Annotated in this window: 13 protein-coding genes; 3 read left to right on the top strand and 10 right to left on the bottom strand. The window is 64.1% G+C overall.

Annotated elements, in window-relative coordinates; genetic code table 11:
- Nucleotides 1-101: 101 nt before the first annotated feature.
- Complete coding sequence (locus tag ACSC1S_RS19625; RefSeq protein WP_435365783.1) at nucleotides 102-761, top strand: IS5 family transposase; 660 nt, start codon at nucleotides 102-104, stop codon at nucleotides 759-761.
- Between the two features lie 602 nt (nucleotides 762-1363).
- Here the strand turns inward: ACSC1S_RS19625 and ACSC1S_RS19620 are convergent.
- Both ACSC1S_RS19620 and ACSC1S_RS19615 read right to left on the bottom strand, forming a co-directional pair.
- Nucleotides 1364-2680, bottom strand: coding sequence for an MFS transporter (locus tag ACSC1S_RS19620; protein ID WP_435365782.1), 1317 nt, complete (start codon nucleotides 2678-2680; stop codon nucleotides 1364-1366).
- Between the two features lie 569 nt (nucleotides 2681-3249).
- Complete coding sequence (locus ACSC1S_RS19615; RefSeq protein WP_435365781.1) at nucleotides 3250-4050, bottom strand: helix-turn-helix transcriptional regulator; 801 nt, start codon at nucleotides 4048-4050, stop codon at nucleotides 3250-3252.
- Between the two features lie 275 nt (nucleotides 4051-4325).
- Between ACSC1S_RS19615 and ACSC1S_RS19610 the strand changes: the two genes are divergently transcribed.
- Entirely contained in the window at nucleotides 4326-14147 is a 9822-nt protein-coding gene (locus tag ACSC1S_RS19610; protein WP_435365780.1) for a cadherin-like domain-containing protein, read from the top strand.
- A gap of 375 nt (nucleotides 14148-14522) precedes the next feature.
- Here the strand turns inward: ACSC1S_RS19610 and ACSC1S_RS19605 are convergent, their stop codons facing one another.
- From ACSC1S_RS19605 to ACSC1S_RS19595, 3 genes are all read right to left on the bottom strand, one after another.
- Nucleotides 14523-14801 (bottom strand): hypothetical protein, encoded by a 279-nt coding sequence (locus tag ACSC1S_RS19605; protein WP_435365779.1) that lies wholly within the window; start codon nucleotides 14799-14801, stop codon nucleotides 14523-14525.
- A gap of 74 nt (nucleotides 14802-14875) precedes the next feature.
- Nucleotides 14876-15715 carry an ABC transporter permease gene (locus ACSC1S_RS19600; RefSeq protein ID WP_435365778.1) on the bottom strand — a complete coding sequence of 280 codons (840 nt, stop codon included), beginning with the start codon at nucleotides 15713-15715 and terminating at the stop codon, nucleotides 14876-14878.
- Nucleotides 15712-16743, bottom strand: a complete 1032-nt coding sequence (locus tag ACSC1S_RS19595; protein ID WP_435365777.1) for an ABC transporter ATP-binding protein — start codon at nucleotides 16741-16743, stop codon at nucleotides 15712-15714. The genes ACSC1S_RS19600 and ACSC1S_RS19595 overlap by 4 nt, the downstream gene beginning before the upstream one ends.
- Nucleotides 16744-16902: 159 nt before the next feature.
- Here ACSC1S_RS19595 and ACSC1S_RS19590 point away from each other — a divergent pair, with 159 nt between their 5' ends.
- Nucleotides 16903-17442 (top strand): hypothetical protein, encoded by a 540-nt coding sequence (locus ACSC1S_RS19590; RefSeq protein WP_435365776.1) that lies wholly within the window; start codon nucleotides 16903-16905, stop codon nucleotides 17440-17442.
- A gap of 47 nt (nucleotides 17443-17489) precedes the next feature.
- Here ACSC1S_RS19590 and ACSC1S_RS19585 read toward each other — a convergent pair whose 3' ends face one another.
- The 5 genes from ACSC1S_RS19585 to ACSC1S_RS19565 form a co-directional block, all read right to left on the bottom strand.
- On the bottom strand, nucleotides 17490-18245 hold the full coding sequence (locus ACSC1S_RS19585) for a hypothetical protein (protein WP_435365775.1): 756 nt from the start codon (nucleotides 18243-18245) through the stop codon (nucleotides 17490-17492).
- 5 nt (nucleotides 18246-18250) lie between these two features.
- Nucleotides 18251-18994, bottom strand: a complete 744-nt coding sequence (locus ACSC1S_RS19580; protein ID WP_435365774.1) for a hypothetical protein — start codon at nucleotides 18992-18994, stop codon at nucleotides 18251-18253.
- 91 nt (nucleotides 18995-19085) lie between these two features.
- A complete protein-coding gene (locus ACSC1S_RS19575) occupies nucleotides 19086-19877 on the bottom strand; it encodes a helix-turn-helix transcriptional regulator (RefSeq protein ID WP_435365773.1) in 792 nt (263 codons plus the stop codon).
- Nucleotides 19878-20028: 151 nt separating this feature from the next.
- Nucleotides 20029-20571: a hypothetical protein gene (locus ACSC1S_RS19570; protein WP_435365772.1), complete on the bottom strand. Its 543-nt coding sequence runs from the start codon at nucleotides 20569-20571 to the stop codon at nucleotides 20029-20031.
- A 108-nt stretch (nucleotides 20572-20679) separates the two neighbouring features.
- Entirely contained in the window at nucleotides 20680-21426 is a 747-nt protein-coding gene (locus tag ACSC1S_RS19565; RefSeq protein ID WP_435365771.1) for a pirin family protein, read from the bottom strand.
- Between the last annotated feature and the right edge of the window lie 35 nt (nucleotides 21427-21461).

Here is a 21461-nt window from a genome sequence, read left to right as displayed (position 1 = left end):
AGTCCCGCCCGATTTCGGCACGGACACTATGGTCTGGGTAGTAGAGTTCGGCTCTGTTGAAATCCTCAGAGGGTTACAGATTCGCCCGGTAGTTTGACCGAATGCAGGCCCTCCCGAGGTCGCGGTTACTCCGGTTTGTTGAGCAGGCGTATCACTTGGCTCGAAGAGCTGTCGCTCGGTACTCCTCGAAGTTCTCGAAACGCCGGTACACACTCCACCAACACATCGTCCTGCTGTGCCTCAAGGTTCGGAAGATCCCGACCAACGGTGTCGTCGGTATCGATGCATCCGGTTTCGACCGCAGTCACGCCTCGAAACACTACACGAAGCGAACGAAGTTGACGATTCAGCAGTTGAAAGTCACGCTCTTCGTAGACACGAGGTCGAACGCGATTCTCGACGTACACGTGACAACGACCCGAAAACACGACTCGCAAATTGCGCCGTCGCTCATCAAGCGAAACACCGGAGAAGTAGCGGTTCTTCTTGGCGATAAGGGATACGACGACCAGAAGGTTCGCGCGTTGGCCCGTGAAACTGGTGTTCGTCCGCTCATCAAACACCGCGATTTCTCGTCACTCCACAAAGCGTGGAACGCTCGACTGGACGCCGACATCTACGGTCAGCGCAGTCAGAACGAGACCGTAAATTCTCGCCTCAAACGCAAGTACGGCGCATTCGTCCGCTCACGGCGCTGGTGGAAGCAGTTCCGTGAACTCGTTGTCGGGTGTCTCACTCACAACATCGACAAGTCACTCTGAACGTTAGATATAGAGCGTGTATTCAGCAGGATACAACCGAAGATAGTTGTGAAAGTGTGTACTCAGTTACTCGGCTCTGAACGCTCTTCGAGCATCGCATCTTATTTTCCTCGGTAATAGAGCCAGAAGAAGACGAGTAGTGTCAGAGGGAAAAATATGATTGCGACGATAGCCAGTGGTGGAAAGAGGATGAACAGGGCAAACGTCTTCCATGAAACGATTGTGTCGCGGGGCATGGTCTGACCTTGGTTGACAAGATGTTTAAATTTGAAGAGACAGACTCGCACACCGACCTAACGGCTATTCCAGCGAGGCAACTGTTGGAACGATAGGATTTCAACAGAGCCTAGAGTTCGTATTTCGCGTGACGGGTACTTTTTACCATCTATGCATACCGTCTCGGTCGGACGGCTTTTCGATTGCTTGGAACCCCGTCCGTGCCGTCGTCGTCGGTTGCATACTGTTGGTCGGCTTCTTCCCCACCCTGAAGGGCGAGGCTTTCGCCTCGAACTTTCCGTAAGAGTGCCCATTCGGCGGCTCTCCTGGGCGTCTCGAGAATCGTGTTCGACCACACCCACGACGCCGCAAGACGGAGCTACCACTCAGTCGCCGTTCTTGCCTCGATGGGTCCCCGGTGGGTGTGCCACGCCAGTACTCGTCTCGACCGTCTGGAGGTCGGTCGTCGGGGGCGTGGTCGCTTTGGGCTCTTCGAGTTCGACCGTGATGAGGAAGGCAGCAGCGAAGGCGAACACGCTCGCGAGCGCGAACGCTGTCTCGAAACCGACAACTGTCGCCGTGATGCCGAGAATCGATGGTCCGAGTATCCCGCCGACGCCGGCAGCGGTCGATCTGAGCCCGACGAACGCCGCTTCGTGTGAACTCGGAACGGAATCCCCGATGACAGAGACGGTGCCGACGTCCATCGCAGAGAACCCGGCGGCGATCACGACGAACGCTACAGCAGCGACTGCGGCTCGCATCGGGAGCGACCGTGGGAGCGCGGCACCGGCGAGAACCAGGGTATAGACCGCACTCAGGATGATACCGCCGACGACGAGTCGTTTCCGCTCGCCGCGATCGGCGAGGCGACCGAACAACGGCATGAAGCCGATCTGTGCGGCCGGCCCGATTGCGAGAACGACACCCATTACAACCAGGGGAAGCCCGAGTCTGCCCACCAGATATATCGGAACCAGAATTCCGATTCCCTTGATCGCGATATGTCGGAGGGAGATTCCAACGTATAGCCACGTGAGGTTGGTCCGCCGAATCCGGGCTCTTTCGCTGGAATCGGGGAGCAACCGGGCATGCATGTTTCCCACGAGGTCACGAACCGAGGGCCGTGGTCGGGTCGGGGCCACCGGGTCATCGAGGAAGACGAGGAGAACGGTTGTGAGGAGACTCAAGAGCCCGACGACGAGGAAGAGAGACGACGGCACGAGGACCCCGAGCAATACTCCGACCGAGAGTTGCGCGCAGACGTCGCCGATCGCAGAGGAACTGCTGACGAACCCCATCGAGCGACCTTTCTGTGACTGCCCGACCAGGGACCGGACGATGGAGAGGATGAGCGGACCGAACGCCACTGCGAACACGGACCTGAGCCCCCGAAGCCAGACAAGTCCCCACACGCCATCGATCAGGAGAAACCCGAACGTCACGAGTGACGTGAACCCGCTCAGAACGAGCAGCAGGGCACGTCGCCGACCGAGGAGGTCACCGACGGCCCCCCACAATGGTGAGAAGATCATCGAACTCAGGAAGAAGACCGTCGCCAGCATACTCACGGCGAATGGGGACCCGTCACGGCCGATGTACACGACGAGCGCGGTTCCGAGCATCCCTCCACTCGCCGCCTGTGAAGCACCAGATAGGCCGATGACGACTTTCGGACGCCCGACGAGTCCGCTGCTGGTCACATGTGATTCAATCGAATAACGCACCTATGAAAGTCCCACCTTGGACGTCGCCGGGACAGCTAGGGGACCGCCGTGGAAATTCTAGAACCGACTTTCACCCACCGCCCGTCTCACCGACCAGTGTTCGTCTCGTTGTCGAAGTCAATATCCGTGCCCTCACAGAGGCCAGCAATATCCCTGTCAAGGGACATCGCGTCGCTGTCATATCTCACCGTCCGTTCGCGGATTAAGACCCCCTCCGTATATCGAACCGTGCATCAAGCGCGAGCATGCGGAACCCCGAATTGACAGGGGGAACCAGCGCCCTCGAGACGGTGTCCACTATCGAAGGCACCGTTCGAACTGCACCGCGAGAGACTGCGAGATGCCACCCACACAGGCTTGCCTACCCGAAGACCGACTGTGAGGAGTACCTGGCGATGCTGTGCATCGTCTCCAGCGTAAGGGGGGAGAACGTAGGTCGCAGTCAAGCGAAGGAATTTCCAACTGAGGATGAGAAAGTATACACTATATTTCTATGAGGTGTGGCCACGGTACCACAAACAGGCCTGGACCCATGCACGGCGAACTCACGGTTCGTCAGGGATGTCTGTGGAAGCCAGTGGGGCTGCTTCCTCGTGGTATCGCTCGTACAGGTCGAGCGCCCAGTCCCGGGCGGCAGGGTTGTCCGTGTCCACGAAGACACTGAGCATGCCGGTCTCGTTGTCGTACCCGCCGATGCCGACCCGGTCGTCGAAGATGGCGAGCCCGAACGGGAGGTCGTCGTGAGTCGAGAGGCTGAGCTCGCCGCTTTCGAGGGCGGCCTTGACAGCCTTCGGATATGCATCGACGATGTCCTCGACGACGGTCGGGAGGTAGACCACGTCGGTCTCCATACCGTCGAGTATCTCTTCGCGTATCTCATCGACGAAGATGGGCGCGATAGTGGTGGTGTCGAACCCATACAGGGTGTCCGAGTCGCGCAGGAGTTCCATGAACCGCGTGACCGGTGCATACGGGTTCGTCGGTTCCTGTTCGGTCACCCTGGCGTCCGCGAACAGGCCAACGTCGAGCTCGACCGCCCGGTCGGTGTGGGTGTCGAGGAACGGCTGGAGTCGTCGCGCTGCCGTGAGGCGCTGGTGATAGGTGGTCACCTCGGTGGCGACGGTTCGACCGAACGCCGAGAGTTCGAACTCGTCGTCCGTCTGCGCGAGGAGGTCTCGAGCTTCGAGGTCACGAACGATCCGATGAATGGTGGTCCGTGAGACGTCGAGTGCGTCCATGAGGGCCGCTCGCGTCTTCGGAGCGTCCCGCAGCGTCTTCAACGCATCTGCCCGTTTGATCGCTTCCACCGGCAGACTGTCGTCTCCTTCCACCGGGTCGGTGCACATTACGGACAACCATTCGTCTAGCCGACATAGCTGTTCGTGTTCGGAAGGTGGAATCTGTTTCACCCTCTGAAACGCCGTTCATTGTTCGTTACATGGACCATGGATACATATTTAACAACAGTAATTGTTACATACTTATCAACATGGGGAAATCTTCGATTCAGCGGCGGGCGGAACCAGCCAGTCCGCTCGCGACACTCAGTGTAGTTCTCCTCGTCGTTCTGTCCGGGGTCGTCGGCCCGGTCGGCGCCACACAGACGACGACAGCAGCCGCGATGGGCGGATCACCCGGTCTCGGGCCAGCGACGGGTAGTGACTCGGGGCCCAGTTCCGCCCTCGCGAGCGCGGGCTCTCTCAGTTCTCCCTCGACCTGGGAGTCGCTCGGGGCAGGCGACTGGCCGACGGCCGGTCGCGACCCAGGCTGGTCGGGATACAACCCGAACACGACGGCACCGACAACCGACCCTGACGTGCGTTGGCGGTACGGATTCACCGACGACGTGGGCACCGGACCTGCCGTCGTCGCTGGCGGGCTGGTCCTCGTCCCCGGACGGGACAGCCTCCGGGCCGTGGACAACGAGACCGGCGACGTGGTCTGGAACGTCTCGGGTATCGCCATCCAGGACCTCTCCGTCGAAGACGGGGTCGTCGTCGCCGGGACGGGCGACAGCGAGCTATTCACCTTCGACCTCACCACCGGGACGGAGCACTGGAACGTCACCGGGGTGAACGTCGACTCGACCGTCGTGCTGAACGGCACGGTGTACGTCGACGGGTCCACCTACACCGGGCAACGGATCTACGCGTACGACCTCACGAACGGGTCACAGTTGTGGAACACGGAGTACGCCGACGCCGCCTCGGGTGGGCTCTCCGCGAGCGGGGATACCGTCTACGCCACGGCCCAGTTCGGGAGCGACGCCAGAGAATACGCGGTCTACGCGCTGAACGCCAGCGACGGGACCGAGCGCTGGCGCTTCGCCATCGAGGGGCTCACATCGATGCGCCCCGTCGTCGCCAACGGATCCGTGTTCGTGGGCGGGGGGAGCGAAACGTACGACCCCAAGTTCTACCGACTCGACGCCACCGACGGGCACGTCGAGTGGGTGTTCGACGTGAACACCAGACCTGGCGGTGCCGCGGTCGCGAACGGGACCGTCTACCTGTCGGCGGGTAACACCGTGTACGGGCTGGATGCAGCCGCCGGCTCGATGCAGTGGAAGCACCAGCTGAAGACCGGCGTCGACTACGGTCTCACCTACACCACCGTGGATGCGAACGCCCCGGCCGTTGCCGATGGCGTGGTCTACGTGACGAACGACCGCGGAAGCACGGCCGCACTGGACGGGTCGACGGGGTCGACGCTGTGGCGCGACCAGCTCGCGGGGCAGGCCGAGCGGCCGGCCCTCGCGGACGGGCGAGTCTACGTGCTCACCACGAAGACGACTGGGACGGGGACGGACACCACCAGGGTGTACGCGCTGGAGTCACCACCCTTCTCGGTCAGTGGGTTCGCCGTGTCGACGACGACGGTCGAACCGGGCGAGCAGTTCACGGCCGACGTGACCATCGAGAACGTCGACGACGAAGCCCGTGATTACAACCTGTCGCTGCAGGCGGCCAGCCCCTTCCCGGGCGAGAACTGGACCCTCGGCTGGAAGAACGGGACCCTTGCTGCCGGTTCGACGACGACGCTGACGTACACCACGGGCCTCCACAGCGCCGATTCCTGGGAGCTCACGGTCAAGCGGTTGCGTGACGACGAACCGGCCACCGCACCGGTGACGGTCGACGTCGTTCACCCGTCGCCCGTGAACACGTGGCGGATGGGCGGGTTCGATTCGGCGCGGACCGCGGCCAACCCGAACACCGACGGGCCCACCCAGCACCTGCAGGAGGCCTGGAACGTCAGCCACTACGACGAGGACACCACCCCCGCGATGGTGAACGACACGGTGTACTTCATCGGTGACCAACCGCGGTACGACGGTTCTCCCGACGTCTTCAGCGTCGCCGCCCACGACCTGGGCACGGGCACGAAACAGTGGTCGTACAACTTCACGGCCGACAATCGCATCCCTGCCGGCTCGCCTGCTGTCGTCGACGGAACCGTCTACGTGGTCACCACTCCGTACCAGCTCCTGGACCCTGGCCCATCCATCCAGAGGGGCTCCGTCTACGCCTTCGACGCGGCGACCGGCACGCAGAAGTGGACGACGGACGTGAGCATCAACGTCAGCACCTACCGCGACCACGGCCCGGTCGTCGCCAACGGGAACGTCTACCTCGCCGGTGCGATCTACGAGCAGAACGATTACTACCAGAACGCCTCGGTCGTCGCCCTGGACGCCACGGACGGCAGCCTGGCCTGGTCGTACCACCTCGGGGATAAGAGCCTCTCGGAACAGTACGTCACCTACGCCGTCGGCGACGGCTACCTGTTCGCGACGGTCTCTGACGCCGTGGCGATCGGCGACCGGGACGAGGAACTCCACGCCTTCGACGCAACGACGGGCACGCGCGTCTGGTCCACCACCGACCTCGTGCTCGACCTGGGTGAGACGCCGGTCGTCACGAACGGCAGCGTCTTCGTCGTGAACGAGACGCGGAACGCGAACGACGAACCCGCCCAGGAACTCGTCTCCCTGAACGTGACGACGGGGACCGAGGAGTGGCGTTTCACCCCGACGACGATCCCGAACAACTACGGCGGGAGCGACGACGGCTGGCGGGTCAAACAACCCGCGGTCCGCGACGGCTCGCTGTACGTCAGACAGACCGCCTACTCCAACTCGGACTACAACCGCCTCCACCGCCTCGACGCGGCGACCGGGGCGGTCGAATGGAACACGAGCACCAACTTCCTCGCAGACATCCAGCTCGTCGACGGCGTCGTCTACGGTGCCGAGACGACGTTCGATCCCGGGTACACGCGCATCTACGACGCCGAAACGGGCGACTCCCTCGGCGACAGTGAGAAGGGGCTCTCTCGGTCGGTGGCGAACGGGACGGCACTCGTCTACGACGACTGGTCTGGTAAACTCCGCGCGCTCGTCGACGGGGGCGTTGTCGAGTATTCGAACCTCGCGGTGGCGTCGCCGACCGCCGGCGTCGGCGAGAACGCCACCGTCACGGCCACGGTGACGAACACCGGGGCGCTCCCCCGGAAGTACGACGTGAACCTCGGCGTGCTCCCGGACAGCGACCACCACGTCTGGAACTATCCGAACCGCGAAGGGATGCTTGCCCCGGGCGAGACGAAGACGATTACCTGGCAGGTCAGGCTGGACGCCCGCTCGGACTTCGTGTTCACGCTCTGGCCGTCCGGCGACGGGTCGTCGCTCGATAGCTACATGGTCGACGGTACGAGGTCGGTCACGGTGAACGTCGGCGACGCCCGCGACGGCCAGACCATCTCGCTCGGTGGCCCACGGACGCTCGATCCCAGCGCTGACTCCTGGCCGACCCACGGTCGCGACGCCCGGAACACGGGTAACCAGACCGGGTCCGGACCGACGGCTGTGCTCGCCGACCCCGTTAACTGGTCGGTGAACCACAGCGGCTACAACGGCCTGAGCTCGGCCCCGACCGTAGGTGGTGGCATGACCTTCGTCGGCGGGCTCGACGGCTCTGGGGCCCTCGGCGTGCTCGCCTACGACACGGCGACTGGTGCGCCGCAGTGGAGCTACATCACGGACGAAGAACTCGATGTCGCGCCGACGTACGCCAACGGCTACGTGTACGCCGGCGACTACAACGATCGAGTATACGCGCTCGACGCCTCAACGGGCGAGCGCCTCTGGGCGTTCGACGCCGGGAGCTCCATTGAGGGGATGACCGTGGTCGACGATACGCTGTACGTCACCGCAAACGACGGCGGTGGCGTCCTCTACGCCCTGAACGCGACGACTCGTGAAATCAAGTGGACGTTCCGGACTGCCGATGCGATCCCCGTGACCCCCGCGGTCCACGGCGGGTCGGTCTACGTCGCGTCCGCGGTCGGAAACCTGTACAAGTTCGACGCGACGACCGGAGCGGAACAGTGGTCGACCACGCTCACGGCGGACGCGAACTGGTTCGTCACCTCGCCGGTCGTCGAAAACGGCACCGTGTACGTCGCGGCCGGCAGCGACATGCACGCGGTCGATGCGGACAGCGGGAGCGTCTCCTGGAGTACCCCTGCGACCCTCGACGGACATGCGGGCGTCTCGCCTGCGCTGGCGAACGACACACTCTACTTCGGCGGGTCTGGCACGCTCAGCGCGCTCGACGCCTCCGGTGGGGGCTACGTCTGGAACTACACCGTCTGCTCCGACCTCGACCCATCGCCTGCGGTCGCGGGCGGTACCGTCTACATCGGCTCGATGGCTGGCGAGGTCTTCGCCGTCGACGAGTCGACGGGCGAGCTGACCTGGCGGTTCTCGGCTGGCGAGGAAGTGCCGTACCAGTCGACGGTCGCGGATGGTCGGCTGTTCGTCTCCGCGCTGAACGACAGCTCGGACGTGCACACCCTGTACGCGCTCGATGGCGGCACCACGGCGACCGAAGCGACGCTGTTCGAGTACTCCGGACTCGCGGTCTCCTCGTCGAACGTCACGGCTGGCGAGCAACTGACCGTCTCCGCGACCGTCCGGAACCTCGCTGACGGCTCGTGTACCTACACGGCGGACCTCTCGGTCGACGGGACCGTGGTCGACAACGCCACCGGAACCCTCGGCTCCAGCAGCTACAACGACGACGAGGAGGTGTCGTTCACGCACACCTTCGCCACCGAGGGCACCCACACCGTCACCATCGAGGACCTTCCCCCCGTCGACGTGAACGTCACGGCCGCCCAGCCGAACGTCACCGTGTCGCCGACGAGCTGGGACTACGGGACCGTCAACGTCAGCGAGTGGGCCAGCAGGAGTTTCCTCGTGCGAAACGTCGGGACCGCGAACCTCGACTGGCAGGATTCGGTGCTCGTCGGTGCGAACGCCAGCGAGTTCACCATCACGACCGACCAGTCGGACACCTACGCCTACCTCTCACCCGGCGGGTCGGGCTGGGTGACGGTCTACATCTCGCCCCAGACGACGGGCGTGAAGAACGCCGTCTTGCAGATCAAGAGCGACGACCCCGACGAGCCACGATACAACGTTACCCTCACGGGGACGGTCGTCGGCCCGCCGGAAGTCACCGTCTCGCCGACGACCTACGACTTCGGTGACGTCGGGGTCGGAACGAACGCCACCACGAACGTTACGGTCACGAACGACGGCGGCTCGCCGCTCTCGTTCGACGGCGTGCAGGTCACCGGGACTGACGCAGCCCTGTACACGGCGGTCGACGGATCGGGTGCGACCACCATCCCGGCCGGTGGGACGCACAACGTCACCGTCGAGTTCGCGCCGACCGCGGCCGAGACCACGACCGCGACGCTCGAGATCGCGACGAACGACTCGGACGAATCCACGGTGTCCGTCGCACTCTCGGGCATCGGGACGGTCACGTCGCCGAACCGGCCACCTGTCGCTGGTGCGGACCACTACACGACACTCGAAGGGGAGTGGCTGAACGTGAGCGCGCCGGGCGTGCTCGCCAACGACTACGACCCGGACAACGACTCGCTCATCGCGGCGAACGTCTACAACCCGAGTAACGGGACGCTCTCGATGACGGTGGGCGGTGACTTCCGGTACCAGCCCGACCCGGGCTTCACGGGAACCGATTCGTTCCAGTACCGGATCCAGGACAGTGAGGGAGCGTACTCCGGGTACGCGACCGTCACTATCGAGGTCCTGCCCGACCCCAACCGTGCGCCGGAAGCGGTCGGTGAGACGTACTCGGTACACGCCGGTGAGTGGCTGAACGTGAGCGCACCGGGCGTACTCGCGAACGATTACGACCCGGACAACGACTCGCTCATCGCGGCGAACGCGTACGACCCGAGCCACGGCACCCTCACGATGACGGTGGCCGGGAACTTCGAGTACAAACCGGACTCCGGCTTCACGGGGACGGACTCGTTCTCGTACCGCATCCGGGATGACCATGGCGAGTACTCCGACTACGCCACTGTCACCATCGAGGTGCTCCCGCCGCGCAACCGCGCCCCGACCGCGGTCGACGACAGCTACTCTGTCTCCGCAGGTGAGTGGCTGAACGTGAGCGCACCGGGCGTTCTCGTCAACGACTACGACCTGGACAACGACTCGATCTCGGCGACGAACGTCTACAACCCGAGCAACGGGTCCCTGTCGATGACAGTGGGCGGGGACTTCCGGTACCAGCCCGACCCGGGCTTCACCGGGACGGACTCGTTCAACTATCGCATCAGGGACGAACACGGCGCGTACTCCGGGTTCGCAACCGTCACCATCGAGGTCACCGCGGACAACCGGGCACCGACCGCCGTCTCCGACCACTACGGGACGGTGCAAGGCCAGTGGCTGAACGTGAGCGCGCCGGGAGTGCTGGCGAACGACTACGACCCGGACAACGACTCGCTCATCGCGGCGAACGCGTACGACCCGAGCAACGGGTCGCTGTCGATGACGGTGGGTGGTGACTTCCGGTACCAGCCCAACCCGAACTTCACTGGGACGGACTCGTTCAGTTACCGCATCAGGGACGAACACGGCGCGTACTCCGGGTTCGACACGGTGACAATCGAGGTCATCGACGCCAACGGGACGGCCCCGGTGGCCATCCCTGACCACTACACCGTCACCGAAGGCGAGTGGCTGAACGTGAGCGCACCGGGCGTACTCGCCAACGACGTGGACCCGGACAACGACTCGATCTCGGCGACGAACGTCTACAACCCGAGCAACGGGTCCCTGTCGATGACGGTGGGCGGTGACTTCCGGTACCAGCCCGACCCGGGATTCACGGGAACGGACTCGTTCTTGTACCGTATCCAGGACGCCAACGGGGAGTACTCCGGATTCAAAACCGTCACCATCGAGGTGCTGCCGGACCCGAACCGGGCACCGACCGTCGTGTCGGACACCTACTCGACCAGCGAAGGACAGTGGCTGAACGTGAGCGCACCGGGCGTTCTCGTCAACGACTACGACCTGGACAACGACTCGATCTCGGCGACGAACGTTTACCAACCAAGTCACGGCACCCTGTCGATGACGGTGGGCGGGGACTTCCGGTACCAGCCCGACCCGGGCTTCTCGGGTATCGACTCGTTCGACTACCGCATCACTGACGAACACGGCGCGTACTCCGGGTTCGGAACCGTCACCATCGTCGTGACCCCGGACGGGAACCGGAAACCCGAACCCGTCGACGACCACTACACGACGCTCGAGGGTGAGTGGCTGAACGTGAGTGCACCGGGTGTGCTCGCCAACGACGGCGACCCGGACGACGACTCGATACTCGCGTCGAACGTGGGCTTACCGAGCAACGGGACGGTGTCGATGACGGTTGCCGGTGACTTCCGCTACCAGCCCGACGACGGGTTCACGGGAACGGACTCGTTCAGCTACCGCATCCAGGACAGCGAGGGGGCATATTCCCAGTTCGCCACCGTCACCATCGAGGTGCTACCGGACCAGAACCGTGCGCCAACGCCCGTCCCTGATGACTACGTCGTCGGTCAGGGCGAGACGCTCGTCGTGCCCGCCCCGGGTGTGCTCGCCAACGACTACGACCCGGACAACGACTCGATCTCGGCGACGAACGTCTACAACCCGAGCAATGGGTCCCTGTCGATGACAGTGGGCGGGAACTTCGAGTACACACCAGATCCTGGCTTCACCGGTGTCGACTCGTTCGGCTACCGCATCCAGGACGAGCACGGCGCGTACTCCGGGTTCGTCCCTGTCACGATCACGGTCGTGGACCGAACCGTCACCAGCACGGCGGACATCTCGGCTTCGCCCCACCAGCTCGACTTCGGGACCATCTCGGCCGGGACGACCCAGACGGCGACCGTCACCGTCGGGAACGTCGGCGACGAGAACCTCACGGTCACCGGCGCGACCCTCTCGGGCCCTGACGCCGACGCGTTCGAGGTCACGTCGGGGAACGCGACGGTCGTCCTCGGCCACGGCTCGTCACAGACCATCACGGTCGACTACACGCCGACCGCGGACGGCACGGCCACCGCGACCCTGACGGTACACTCTGACGACGCCGACGAACCCACGGTCGACATCGCACTCACCGGCGAGAGCGTCGACGACAGCGCACCGACCATCGACGCCATCGACGTGACCGGTACCCACACCCAGGGCTCGACCGTGTACGCGAACGAGACCCTCGACATCGCGGTGGACGTCTCCGACCCCTTCAGTGCGGTCTCTCAGGTCCGCGTCACGCTCGACTCGCAGTTCTCGACCTACCGCGTGACGCGCGCGGCCAGCTACGACTCGGCGTCGGGCACCTGGATGGTGACCTTCCCTGAAAGCGACCTCGTCGACGACGGCCGCTACGACGTGGCCGTCACGGCAACCGACAGCCAGGGGAACCGCGTCATCCAGACCGCGTCCGAGCACGTCAGACTCGACCGTGAGGCGCCCGGACTGGCCGTGACGGCGACGCGGCTCGACCCGAGCACCGCCAACCTCACCGTCACTCCGGACGAGACGATTCAATCCGGCTCGCTCTCGGTCGACGTTGAACGACCCGACGGAACGGTCGTCTCCGTCGCGCTGACCGACGAGGGCGGCCACTGGAACGGCACGATCACCCTGCCAGCAGACGGCCAGTACGCCGTCGAGGCGGCTGCCGTCGACCTGGCCGGGAACACCGGCACCGACCAGGCGTCGGTCCTGTTCGCGACGCCCAGTACGGACGCGAACAACACCATGACGGTCCAGTTCCAGCCGTCCGGCCTGTTCGTCGAGTTCCGGACCAACCGGTCCGTCACCGACACCACGGTCACGATGTCCGAGAGCACGGTCGAGCTCGAACCGCTCGTCCGTGGCCAAAGTGGCGTGAGGTTCCTCAATGCGGTTCTCGGCCAGCAACTCGCCGATACCCTCACCGAGGCGACTATCGGCATTCCGGTCGACCAGTCGCTACTGCCCGCCGGGACGACCGAGTCTGAGGTGGCAATCCGCTACTACAACGAGACGACCGGGACGTGGGAGTACGAACCCACGACGATCGAGAACCGGACGGTGAACGGCACGACCGGCCGCTACTGGGTCGCGACCGTGCACCACTTCTCGACCTACGGCGCGGTCGTTGCCGACGTAGTCGCACCGACCGTCACTTCGACGACCCCGACCGAGGGAGAGGAGTTGGCGGCCGGCACGACTGCGACGACGGCCCGCGTCGAGTACGAAGACACGGCCAGTGGCGTGAACGTCAGTCAGGTCTCCGTGCTCTTCGACGACGTCCTCGTCACGCGGTCGTCGGCCACCACAATCACCAGCGACTACGTCGAGTTCGACGCGACCGGACTCACGAACGGCTCCAGTCACGAGCTGACGGTCACCGTCGAAGACGAGGCCGGGAACGCCCACACGGAGACGCTCTCGTTCTCCGTCGCGACGGCGGACAATGACGGCGGTGGCGGCGGCAGTGGCGGCGGTGGCGGTGGCGGCGGGCAGAGCGACGGTGGCAGCTCGGGCGTCATCAAGATCTCCGACTGGTCGGTCTCGGACACGACCGTTGCACCCGGCGAACAGATTACGCTCACCGTCACGGTCACGAACAACGCGGACAGCACGAAGGGCTTCACGCCCGCGCTGTACGTCGACGGCGAGTTCGTCGAGGGCACGCGCATCTCCGTCCTGCCGGGGAGCCAACGGACCGTGGAATTCACGTACCGGTTCGACGAGACCGGCACGCACAGTCTCAGCCCGGACGGGAGGGAGTTCGAGTTCGTGCGCGTCGAGGAAGTCACCACGACCACGACGACGACGACTACAACGACGCCGACGGCGACGCAGGTGGTCACCACCACCACCACCTCGACGTCGACCGACCCAGTGCAGACCACCGACGATACGGACACGGCTCGCCCGACCGAGTCCACTACGACTGGGCAACCCCAGACCAGCATCCCTGGCTTCGGTCTCGGGCTCGCAGTGCTCGCGCTCCTCGCCACCGTGGCCCTGCTCGGGCGCCGTGGCCGGCGTCGCGACTGACGGCGTCGCGACCATCGGTTCCCTGCCGCTGTCTGTTTACGGTCCGTTTCTCGACCTGTGTTGCGTGAGAACCCGACCCTCTCGGATCAGCGACTCTGTTGACACCGTCGGGGTATGAGAGGAGTCGCGTGCTGCGTAGCACGATAGAGTTCAGTCACCAATGCACGTTTGTCTCGTCATCGAACCGCTGAAACCGCTGACAGACCTGGAGCGCGACCGAGTCGCTGATAATCAATACCGATGGGCTGCTGTGTGGGTGATTCACAGGGCGTAGCGGCGATGGATTATCACCCGTGACGAGCCACTTCCCTTTCAGTTCCGTGCCGAGCGATCTCCGAGAGTGTGTCAACCGAATAGCCAGATTGGGCGTCTCTCTCAGTCCTCTCGAAGCTCGTTCGCGATCACGGTCAGCTCCGCTTTCCGGAACGAACTGCCCGCTTCCTCGGGGTCGTCCTCGTCAAGCTCGCCGACCTTCCAGAGGATGCCCGCGCGCATCTCCGGTTTCGACGGCAACGAGTGCTCTGGGATGTCGTACTCGACAGCCTCGCAGATCGCGGCGAGTGATTCCTTGGTGAAGCCGGTCGATTCCATCCGCTCGTAGCGGCCGACGGCGACTCGAATCTCGTTCCGGAGGGCGTGGACGGTCGGTGACATGGCAGGTCCAATGGCCGGGCCGGTTGTGTATATTCCGGTCGGGAATCCACGACGGGCGAGACGGACCTTGCGACTCAGTAGTCCCCGAGCACGCCCAGTTTCCGCGCCCGTTTCGTCGTGAACTGGAACACGAGATACCCCCCGAGTAGGTACCCGACGGCCACCCCGACGAGTACAGCCAGGTCGAGCAGCGGGAACTCCCACAACCTCGTCCCGGCTATCATCGTCCGCTGGAGGAGCGCACTCCCCTGGACCAGCGGGAGGAAGCGTGCCCAGCCGAGTCCGAACGCGGGTGCCGAGATGAGCAGGATGAAGCTGAACTGCAGGAGGTTGAGCCAGTTCCCGACCTGCTTGTAGAGGACGGTGATACCGCCCGCCGCGAACCCGAGACCCAGCACGGACGCGATCGACAGGGTCGCGACCACGACGATGGTCAGGACGTTCAACTGGAGTGTCGTCCCGGTCAGGACGAGCATGACGGCGAGGACGACTATCGAGGTGACGAACGTTCTGATTACCTTGGCGACGCCCTTCGCGAGCGCGACCGGGGCGAAGCCAAAGGGCGTCATGAAGTGGCGTTCGAGCGTCCCCCACTGGACCTCGCTCCCGATGTCGTTCGAGAGCGAGCTGTAGGCTCCGACCGCGAGCGTCCAGAGGAAGTACCCGACGATGATACCCTCAATCGAGTCGGTCAGCGCCTGTCCGGCGAGCATCTGCCCGCCGTAGAACAGCAGGCCGAAGAAGAACAGGGAGATGACGATGCCACCGATGGCGTTCGCCGGATAGCGCACGAACAGGAGGAACTCCCGGTAGAGGACGGCCTTCGACAGGTCCCAGTAGGTCGCCGGCTGTGGGTCATCGTCTTCTACTGACGGTGCCTGCGGTGAGGTGCCCTCACCAGTCTCGTGACTCATCGTTGCTCCCCCTTCGTCATCTCGAGGAATGCCTCTTCTAAGTCGGGAGTGACGGTCTCGATGGCGTCGATAGTGACCGCGTGGGCCCGCAGCACAGCCATCAGCTCGTAGAAGCCATCGGAGTCGGTGGCCACCTCGATGCGCGTGTGACCGTCGTACTGCTGCACGTCGGTCACGTCGAACTCGGCCTGGACCTCGGACAGTGCGTCCTCGTCGAGGTTCGGACTCGATACCCGGAATCCCCGCGTCTCGAAGCCACGGAGCAGGTTCGCGACGGTGTCGTCGGCGATGACTCGCCCCTCACTCATGATGATGACGCGGTCGCAGACGTCCTCGATGACGTCCATGTCGTGACTGGAGAGGACGACCGTGAGGCCGCGTTCGCTGACGATACGACGCAACTCACGGCGGAGTTTCAGCGAACTCTCCACGTCGAGTCCCAGCGTCGGTTCGTCGAGGAACACCACGTCGGAGTCGGTCGCCAGCACGCTCGCGAGCGATGCCTTCTGCTTCATCCCGCGGGACAGCTCTCGAACCGGTGTGTCCGCCTTCTCGGCCAGGTCGAGCTGTTCGAGCAGGCGCTGGTGTCGGCCAGCGACCGAGTCAGGCTTCACACCACTGATGGTCGCGAAGTACCGCAGGTTCTCCCGGACGGTCAGTCGCCAGTAGTCGTTGCGGGCCCCTTCGAGCATGGCGTCGACGTGGCGGTAGGCTCGCCGCGGGTCGGCGTGCACGTCGATGCCTCGTATCCGGACCGTGCCGCTGTCGGGCAGGATCATCCCGAGGATGGACTTGATGGTCGTGGTCTTCCCCGCGCCGTTCGGCCCGAGCAGGCCGACGACCGAGCCCTCCCGGACCGTGAAGGACACGTCGTCGACTGCGGTGAGTGCCTCGTCCCCTTTCCCGAAGGTCTTGGTGAGCCCCTCGACGGCGATGGCCGGCGTCTCCGCCGTCTGGTCCGAGTCCTGTCCCGACCGGTCGGCAGTTTCCGGCGGCTCGCTCGCTCGTTTCTCCGACTGGCTTTCCATCGGGCGGGACTTCGGCCCCTGTCGGCAAAAGGACACCTAGTCGTTGTGGGGCCATCGACCGGGCGGGCCGGAGCACGGCCCACGGGAAACGAACACGGTTATGATTCTGAACATGAAGTGTCGAACGTGTCGAACCTGTTTCGTGGTCGTGGTCTCGCCATGGCCGTCCTGTTCGTGATACTGGTGGGTGCCGGCGCGTGGGTCACCTTCAGCGGTCTCGGACCCCAGGTATCGGACTCGGACGCCACGATCGACCGGACGGACCTCTCGGTCCGGTTGAACGACGAGTGGGACTTCCCGGAGAGCGCGAACGACTCCGCGCAGACGTGTCTCACCTCGGGCACTCCAGGGGACAGCATCGGCGTGTACGGGACCGTGACGGTCACCGTCCCGGTTCAGGACGGGTTCGACCTCGATGACGACGACTATCGGGTTGTGATGACCCTCGTTGATGTCGGGGAGACGACCACCAAGACCGGTGACTACTCGGGTCGGGAGATGGTCCGCTTCTTCTGGATCGTCGAGGACGACGAGACCCTCGCCGTGGGTGAGACGACGACCGTGCGAATCCGCGTCCGGAATGGGCCCGAGGTGCTCGCGGAATCGACGCAGAACGTCGTCGTCGAGAAAGGTGACCAGACCTTCGATTGCGAGGACGCCGCGATTCGTGAGTCGGACCGTCACTCGGTCGAGGTGTGAGTTTCGACCGAAGAACACGCCTCGTCAGTGAAACCTGAGGTTCGACCTCACGTCTGGTCGATGGTCGACTCGGTGTTCACCGCGAGACTCCCGCGGACCGTCTGGGTCGCGACGTTCACCGCATCGGTACAGTCGCCGATATTTTCGACGTTGCTGTTACCGATGTCGAGGAACGTCACCAGCGAGAACGCGTAGTACCGGGCGTCACCGTCGCCGTAGGGCAGATAGGTCGTATAGCTGTTGACGTCGACGTTCGGGAACTCGACGAACCGGACCGTCTCGCCGTTGAATTCCTCCTCGTAGGCGACGCCAGAACTCCCATCGCGTTCGATGGCTGCTTCGATCTCTGACTCGGCTTTGCTTGCGGTGACCGCCTCCAGGGATTGGCCGACCCGGACCGTGGCGCTGGAGGACGACCCCTCGTTGGTCAGTTCCGGACTGACGATGCGCTGGATACGTGCGTTGCTCCGGTCGAGCGGGTCTTCGATGGTCCAGCTATCGATGTAGTCGAACGCGAAGACGTAGGGCGTCCCGGCTACGTCGTACGGCGTCGGAGAGCCGGTTATCGGCTGGCAGAACGAGGCAGACTGGCTGGCCGTCGTGGCGGGTTCGTCGGTCGCTGTCTCGGTCGACGTGGCAGTCGCGGTCGCCGTATCGGTCGCCATCTCGGTCGCCGTCGGTGTGTCACTTCCGTCTCCTTCGGGGGACCCGCCACTGTCGCTGGTACAGCCTGCAAGTCCGGACACACCCGCGGCTGCCCCAGCCCGTAAGAGGAACCGTCGCCGAGTGCTTTCACTGTCCATTACACTCAGACCTCCTCGATGGTCGACTCGGGATTGACGGCGAGACTCTCTCGGACCGTCTCGATACCCGCGACCGTCGCATCGACACAGAGCGGTTGTGCCACGTTCTCTTCGTCCAGCCTGACGATGCTCGTCATGAGCGAGAGTTCGAGTGGATAGTACCGTGCGTCGGCGTCCCCGTAGGGCAGCCAGAGTTTGTAGAAGTAGACGTCCTCGTCGGGTGACCCGACGACGCGGACCGTTTCACCGTTGAATTCCTGTTCTGTGACGACCTCGAACCGGGCGTAGTCACCGGAGACGGCATCGGAGATTGCTTCGTCGACCTGGGCCGCCGTCAGGGCCTCGTACGACTGCATGACGGTGAGGCCGGCGCTCTCCGTCTCTCCATCGACGGTCACAGTTGCGGAGGAGAACCCCTGCACTCGCCCTTTCGGTCCTGCAATGGGGTCCTTCGGTTGCCACGAGTCGATGTAGTCGAAGCTGAAGACGAACGGGGTACCAGCCACGTCGAATGGCGTCGGACTCCCTTCCAGGCGCGTGCAGTCGGGGTCCGGGTCGTTGTTCGGTGTCGACGTCTCACTCTGGTCGCCGCCGCCACCGGACGACCCACCCGATGCATCGGTCTGACTGCTATCCGTGCTCCCACCGCCACTACTGGTATCGGTTTCGCTCCCACCAGTGCACCCAGCCAACCCGGTCGTCGCGACCGTTGTACCGAGAAGGAACCGCCGCCGTGACACTTCTTTCATACGAGTTGTGTGGAACAGAACACTATCAGGTTACTTCGTGAACACTTGTTCACGGTGTGAACAGTGTGCCAACAGTGCGCAGCCGACTCGGTCAGCGTTCCGGTTCGAGATCCTCGACGGTCAACGGTGTCGCGTCTGCCTGAAGTCGCTCGAACTCTCCGAGGGCCCACTCCCGGACGGTGGGGGACTGGGTTTCGACGATTCCTCGGGGGACACCCGCCTCGTCGTCGGCAGAGATGACGGTCGTCTCGTCGTAGACGCCCGCCTGGAACGGGACCGATGGTCGCTCGGACAGTTCCAGTGTCCCCTCACCGACCATCTCACGGACCTGCTCGGCGACCGTCTCGTTCGCCAGGATCGCGTCGGTCACTATCGGCGTCACGACGCCTTTCGTGACGTGGTCCCCGTCGCGTGCGGTTGCGTGGCTCGAGGCGACGATCTCTGGCGACATCGCGTGGACCACCATCGAGACCGAGGTGGCCTGCTCGAAGAGCGCGCCGAGTCTGGAGATGTGCTGATTCGGAATCGTCGGTGTCGGCACGACCACCTCCGCATCACCGAGGGCGGAGAGATCGAAATCGAACGCCTCCACCGGCAGGTGTTCGAGGAGGGGTTCGAGGTGGTGTGTGGCGTCGACGACATCGAGGAAGCGTTCGTAGGCCGCGACGACGGTCTGCCCGGCCCTGGTCGCCCGATAGCCGTTCGTGTTCTGCTCGACCCACCCGCGCGCCTCGAGGTCGGTCGTGATGCGCCCGATGGTCACCCGCGACGCACCGACGCGCTCACGGAGTTCTGCCCGACCGCACGGCGCGTCGACGAGCGCAGCCAACACTGCAGCCCGGTTCGGCGACCTGGCCAGAAACGCGACGTCCTCAGCACCCATGTACTCTCTCCTACGCGCTACACTGATAATACTCACCCTCCGATACTCTCCATCCAAAAGAGTTGGATTATCGCTCAGCCAAGCGCCGGTTCGGACGGCCACCACTGCTTGATTGCGTCGAGAAACGGGGCATAGCCCACGTTCCTGCCGGTCAGGGGAGCAGTACGTCGGCTTCCGGGTTCTGGAACGGGTAGACGAGTAACTCGCCGCGCTTTCGCATCCCATCCACTGCCTCGGTCGCCGCGTGGATGTCCAACCCGCCCAGTATCGCCATCGCGTTGAGCAACTGCTGTTTCGGGACGGCCGCTCCCGACTTCCCTGTCGCCTTCGCGAGGTCTTCCTGCATCAGGGCAACGTACTCCCGGGGGTCGGTCTCACCTGCCAACCGGTCGTGCCAGGACTGGGGATAGAAACTGATGTGGCCCTGGTCGACCTCGTACACCGCTCGTTTCGACCACTCGTCCGAGTCCGAGAGGTGGCGCTCGAGTCGCTGCTCCATCTCTTCGACCGTGAAAGGGGCTGCCCCGCCGAGGTCGTTCTCGATGGCTTTGGCGTACGCGTCGAGGACCTCTCTGGAGACGCCCGACCCGTCGTGTGGGTGGTCCTGTTCGACGAGTCGCACGAAATCCGGGAAGGTGAGCCAGCGCCCCCGTTGGAACAGTTCGTCCAGCGCATGACTGTCGAGTGCTACCATGTGAAGACTACGATTGACCAGAGAATAAGCAATGGTCGTGGTGATTTGAACACTGTCTCCAGCTTCCACGTCCGCGCCGGTCGGCGTCGTTGCGCCGGACGACAATCGTTAGAGTACGTAAGGTCCGCGCTGGCGAATCGGCTCGTGATGTGGGTTCCCGGCTATCGCGGCGAACCGGACCTCGGTATCTGTCTCGATTGTGACTGACCCGCCGTTCTCGACCGTGATGAAATCTGCTGGCTCCATCGGTTCGTCGCCGATTCGCCCCTCACCAGCCACGACGAAGACGAAGCCGTTCCAGCCGTCGGGAACCTCCCACTCCCAGGCGTCGGTGACCGTGACGACGTGGTACTCCACGTCGGTCTGGAGGTCGAGTGGAGAGCCCTCCCCGACCACCGTCGTGACGGTCGCACCCTCGGTCTCGGAGACCGGAAGGTCCTCGCTCGATGCCTCCTGGTAGGACGGCTCGATATCCTTCTTCGCCCGGGGGAGATTGACCCACAACTGCAGGCCACTGCAGGCCTCGTCGTTGCCGGGCATCTCGGAGTGTTGCATCCCGCTTCCAGTCGTGATCCGCATCCCGTCCCCGGGTCGTGCCGTACTGGCGTGTCCCATCGAGTCCTCGTGGGCCATCGCCCCGTCGAGCATGTACGAGACTATCTCGAAGCCGCGATGGGGGTGGGTGTCGAAGCCCTGCGTCGGTTCGATGGAGAACCGCTCGAAGACGACGAAGGGGTCGAGGTTGGGCAACTGGTCGTACGGAAAGACGCGCCGGGCGCGCATTCCACCCGGATGTGTGAGGTCACCGGCCTGGCGGGGGACTGGGTCGGCGTCAGAAGGGTCGTGTTCGGTCATCTGTTCGTCGTAAGAGGGCGAGCCCTACCAATCGT

This window comes from Haloarchaeobius pelagicus, assembly GCF_051207375.1.
In the GTDB taxonomy this organism is placed as follows: Archaea; Halobacteriota; Halobacteria; order Halobacteriales; family Natrialbaceae; genus Haloarchaeobius.
This window is presented reverse-complemented; position numbering and strand designations above follow the sequence as displayed.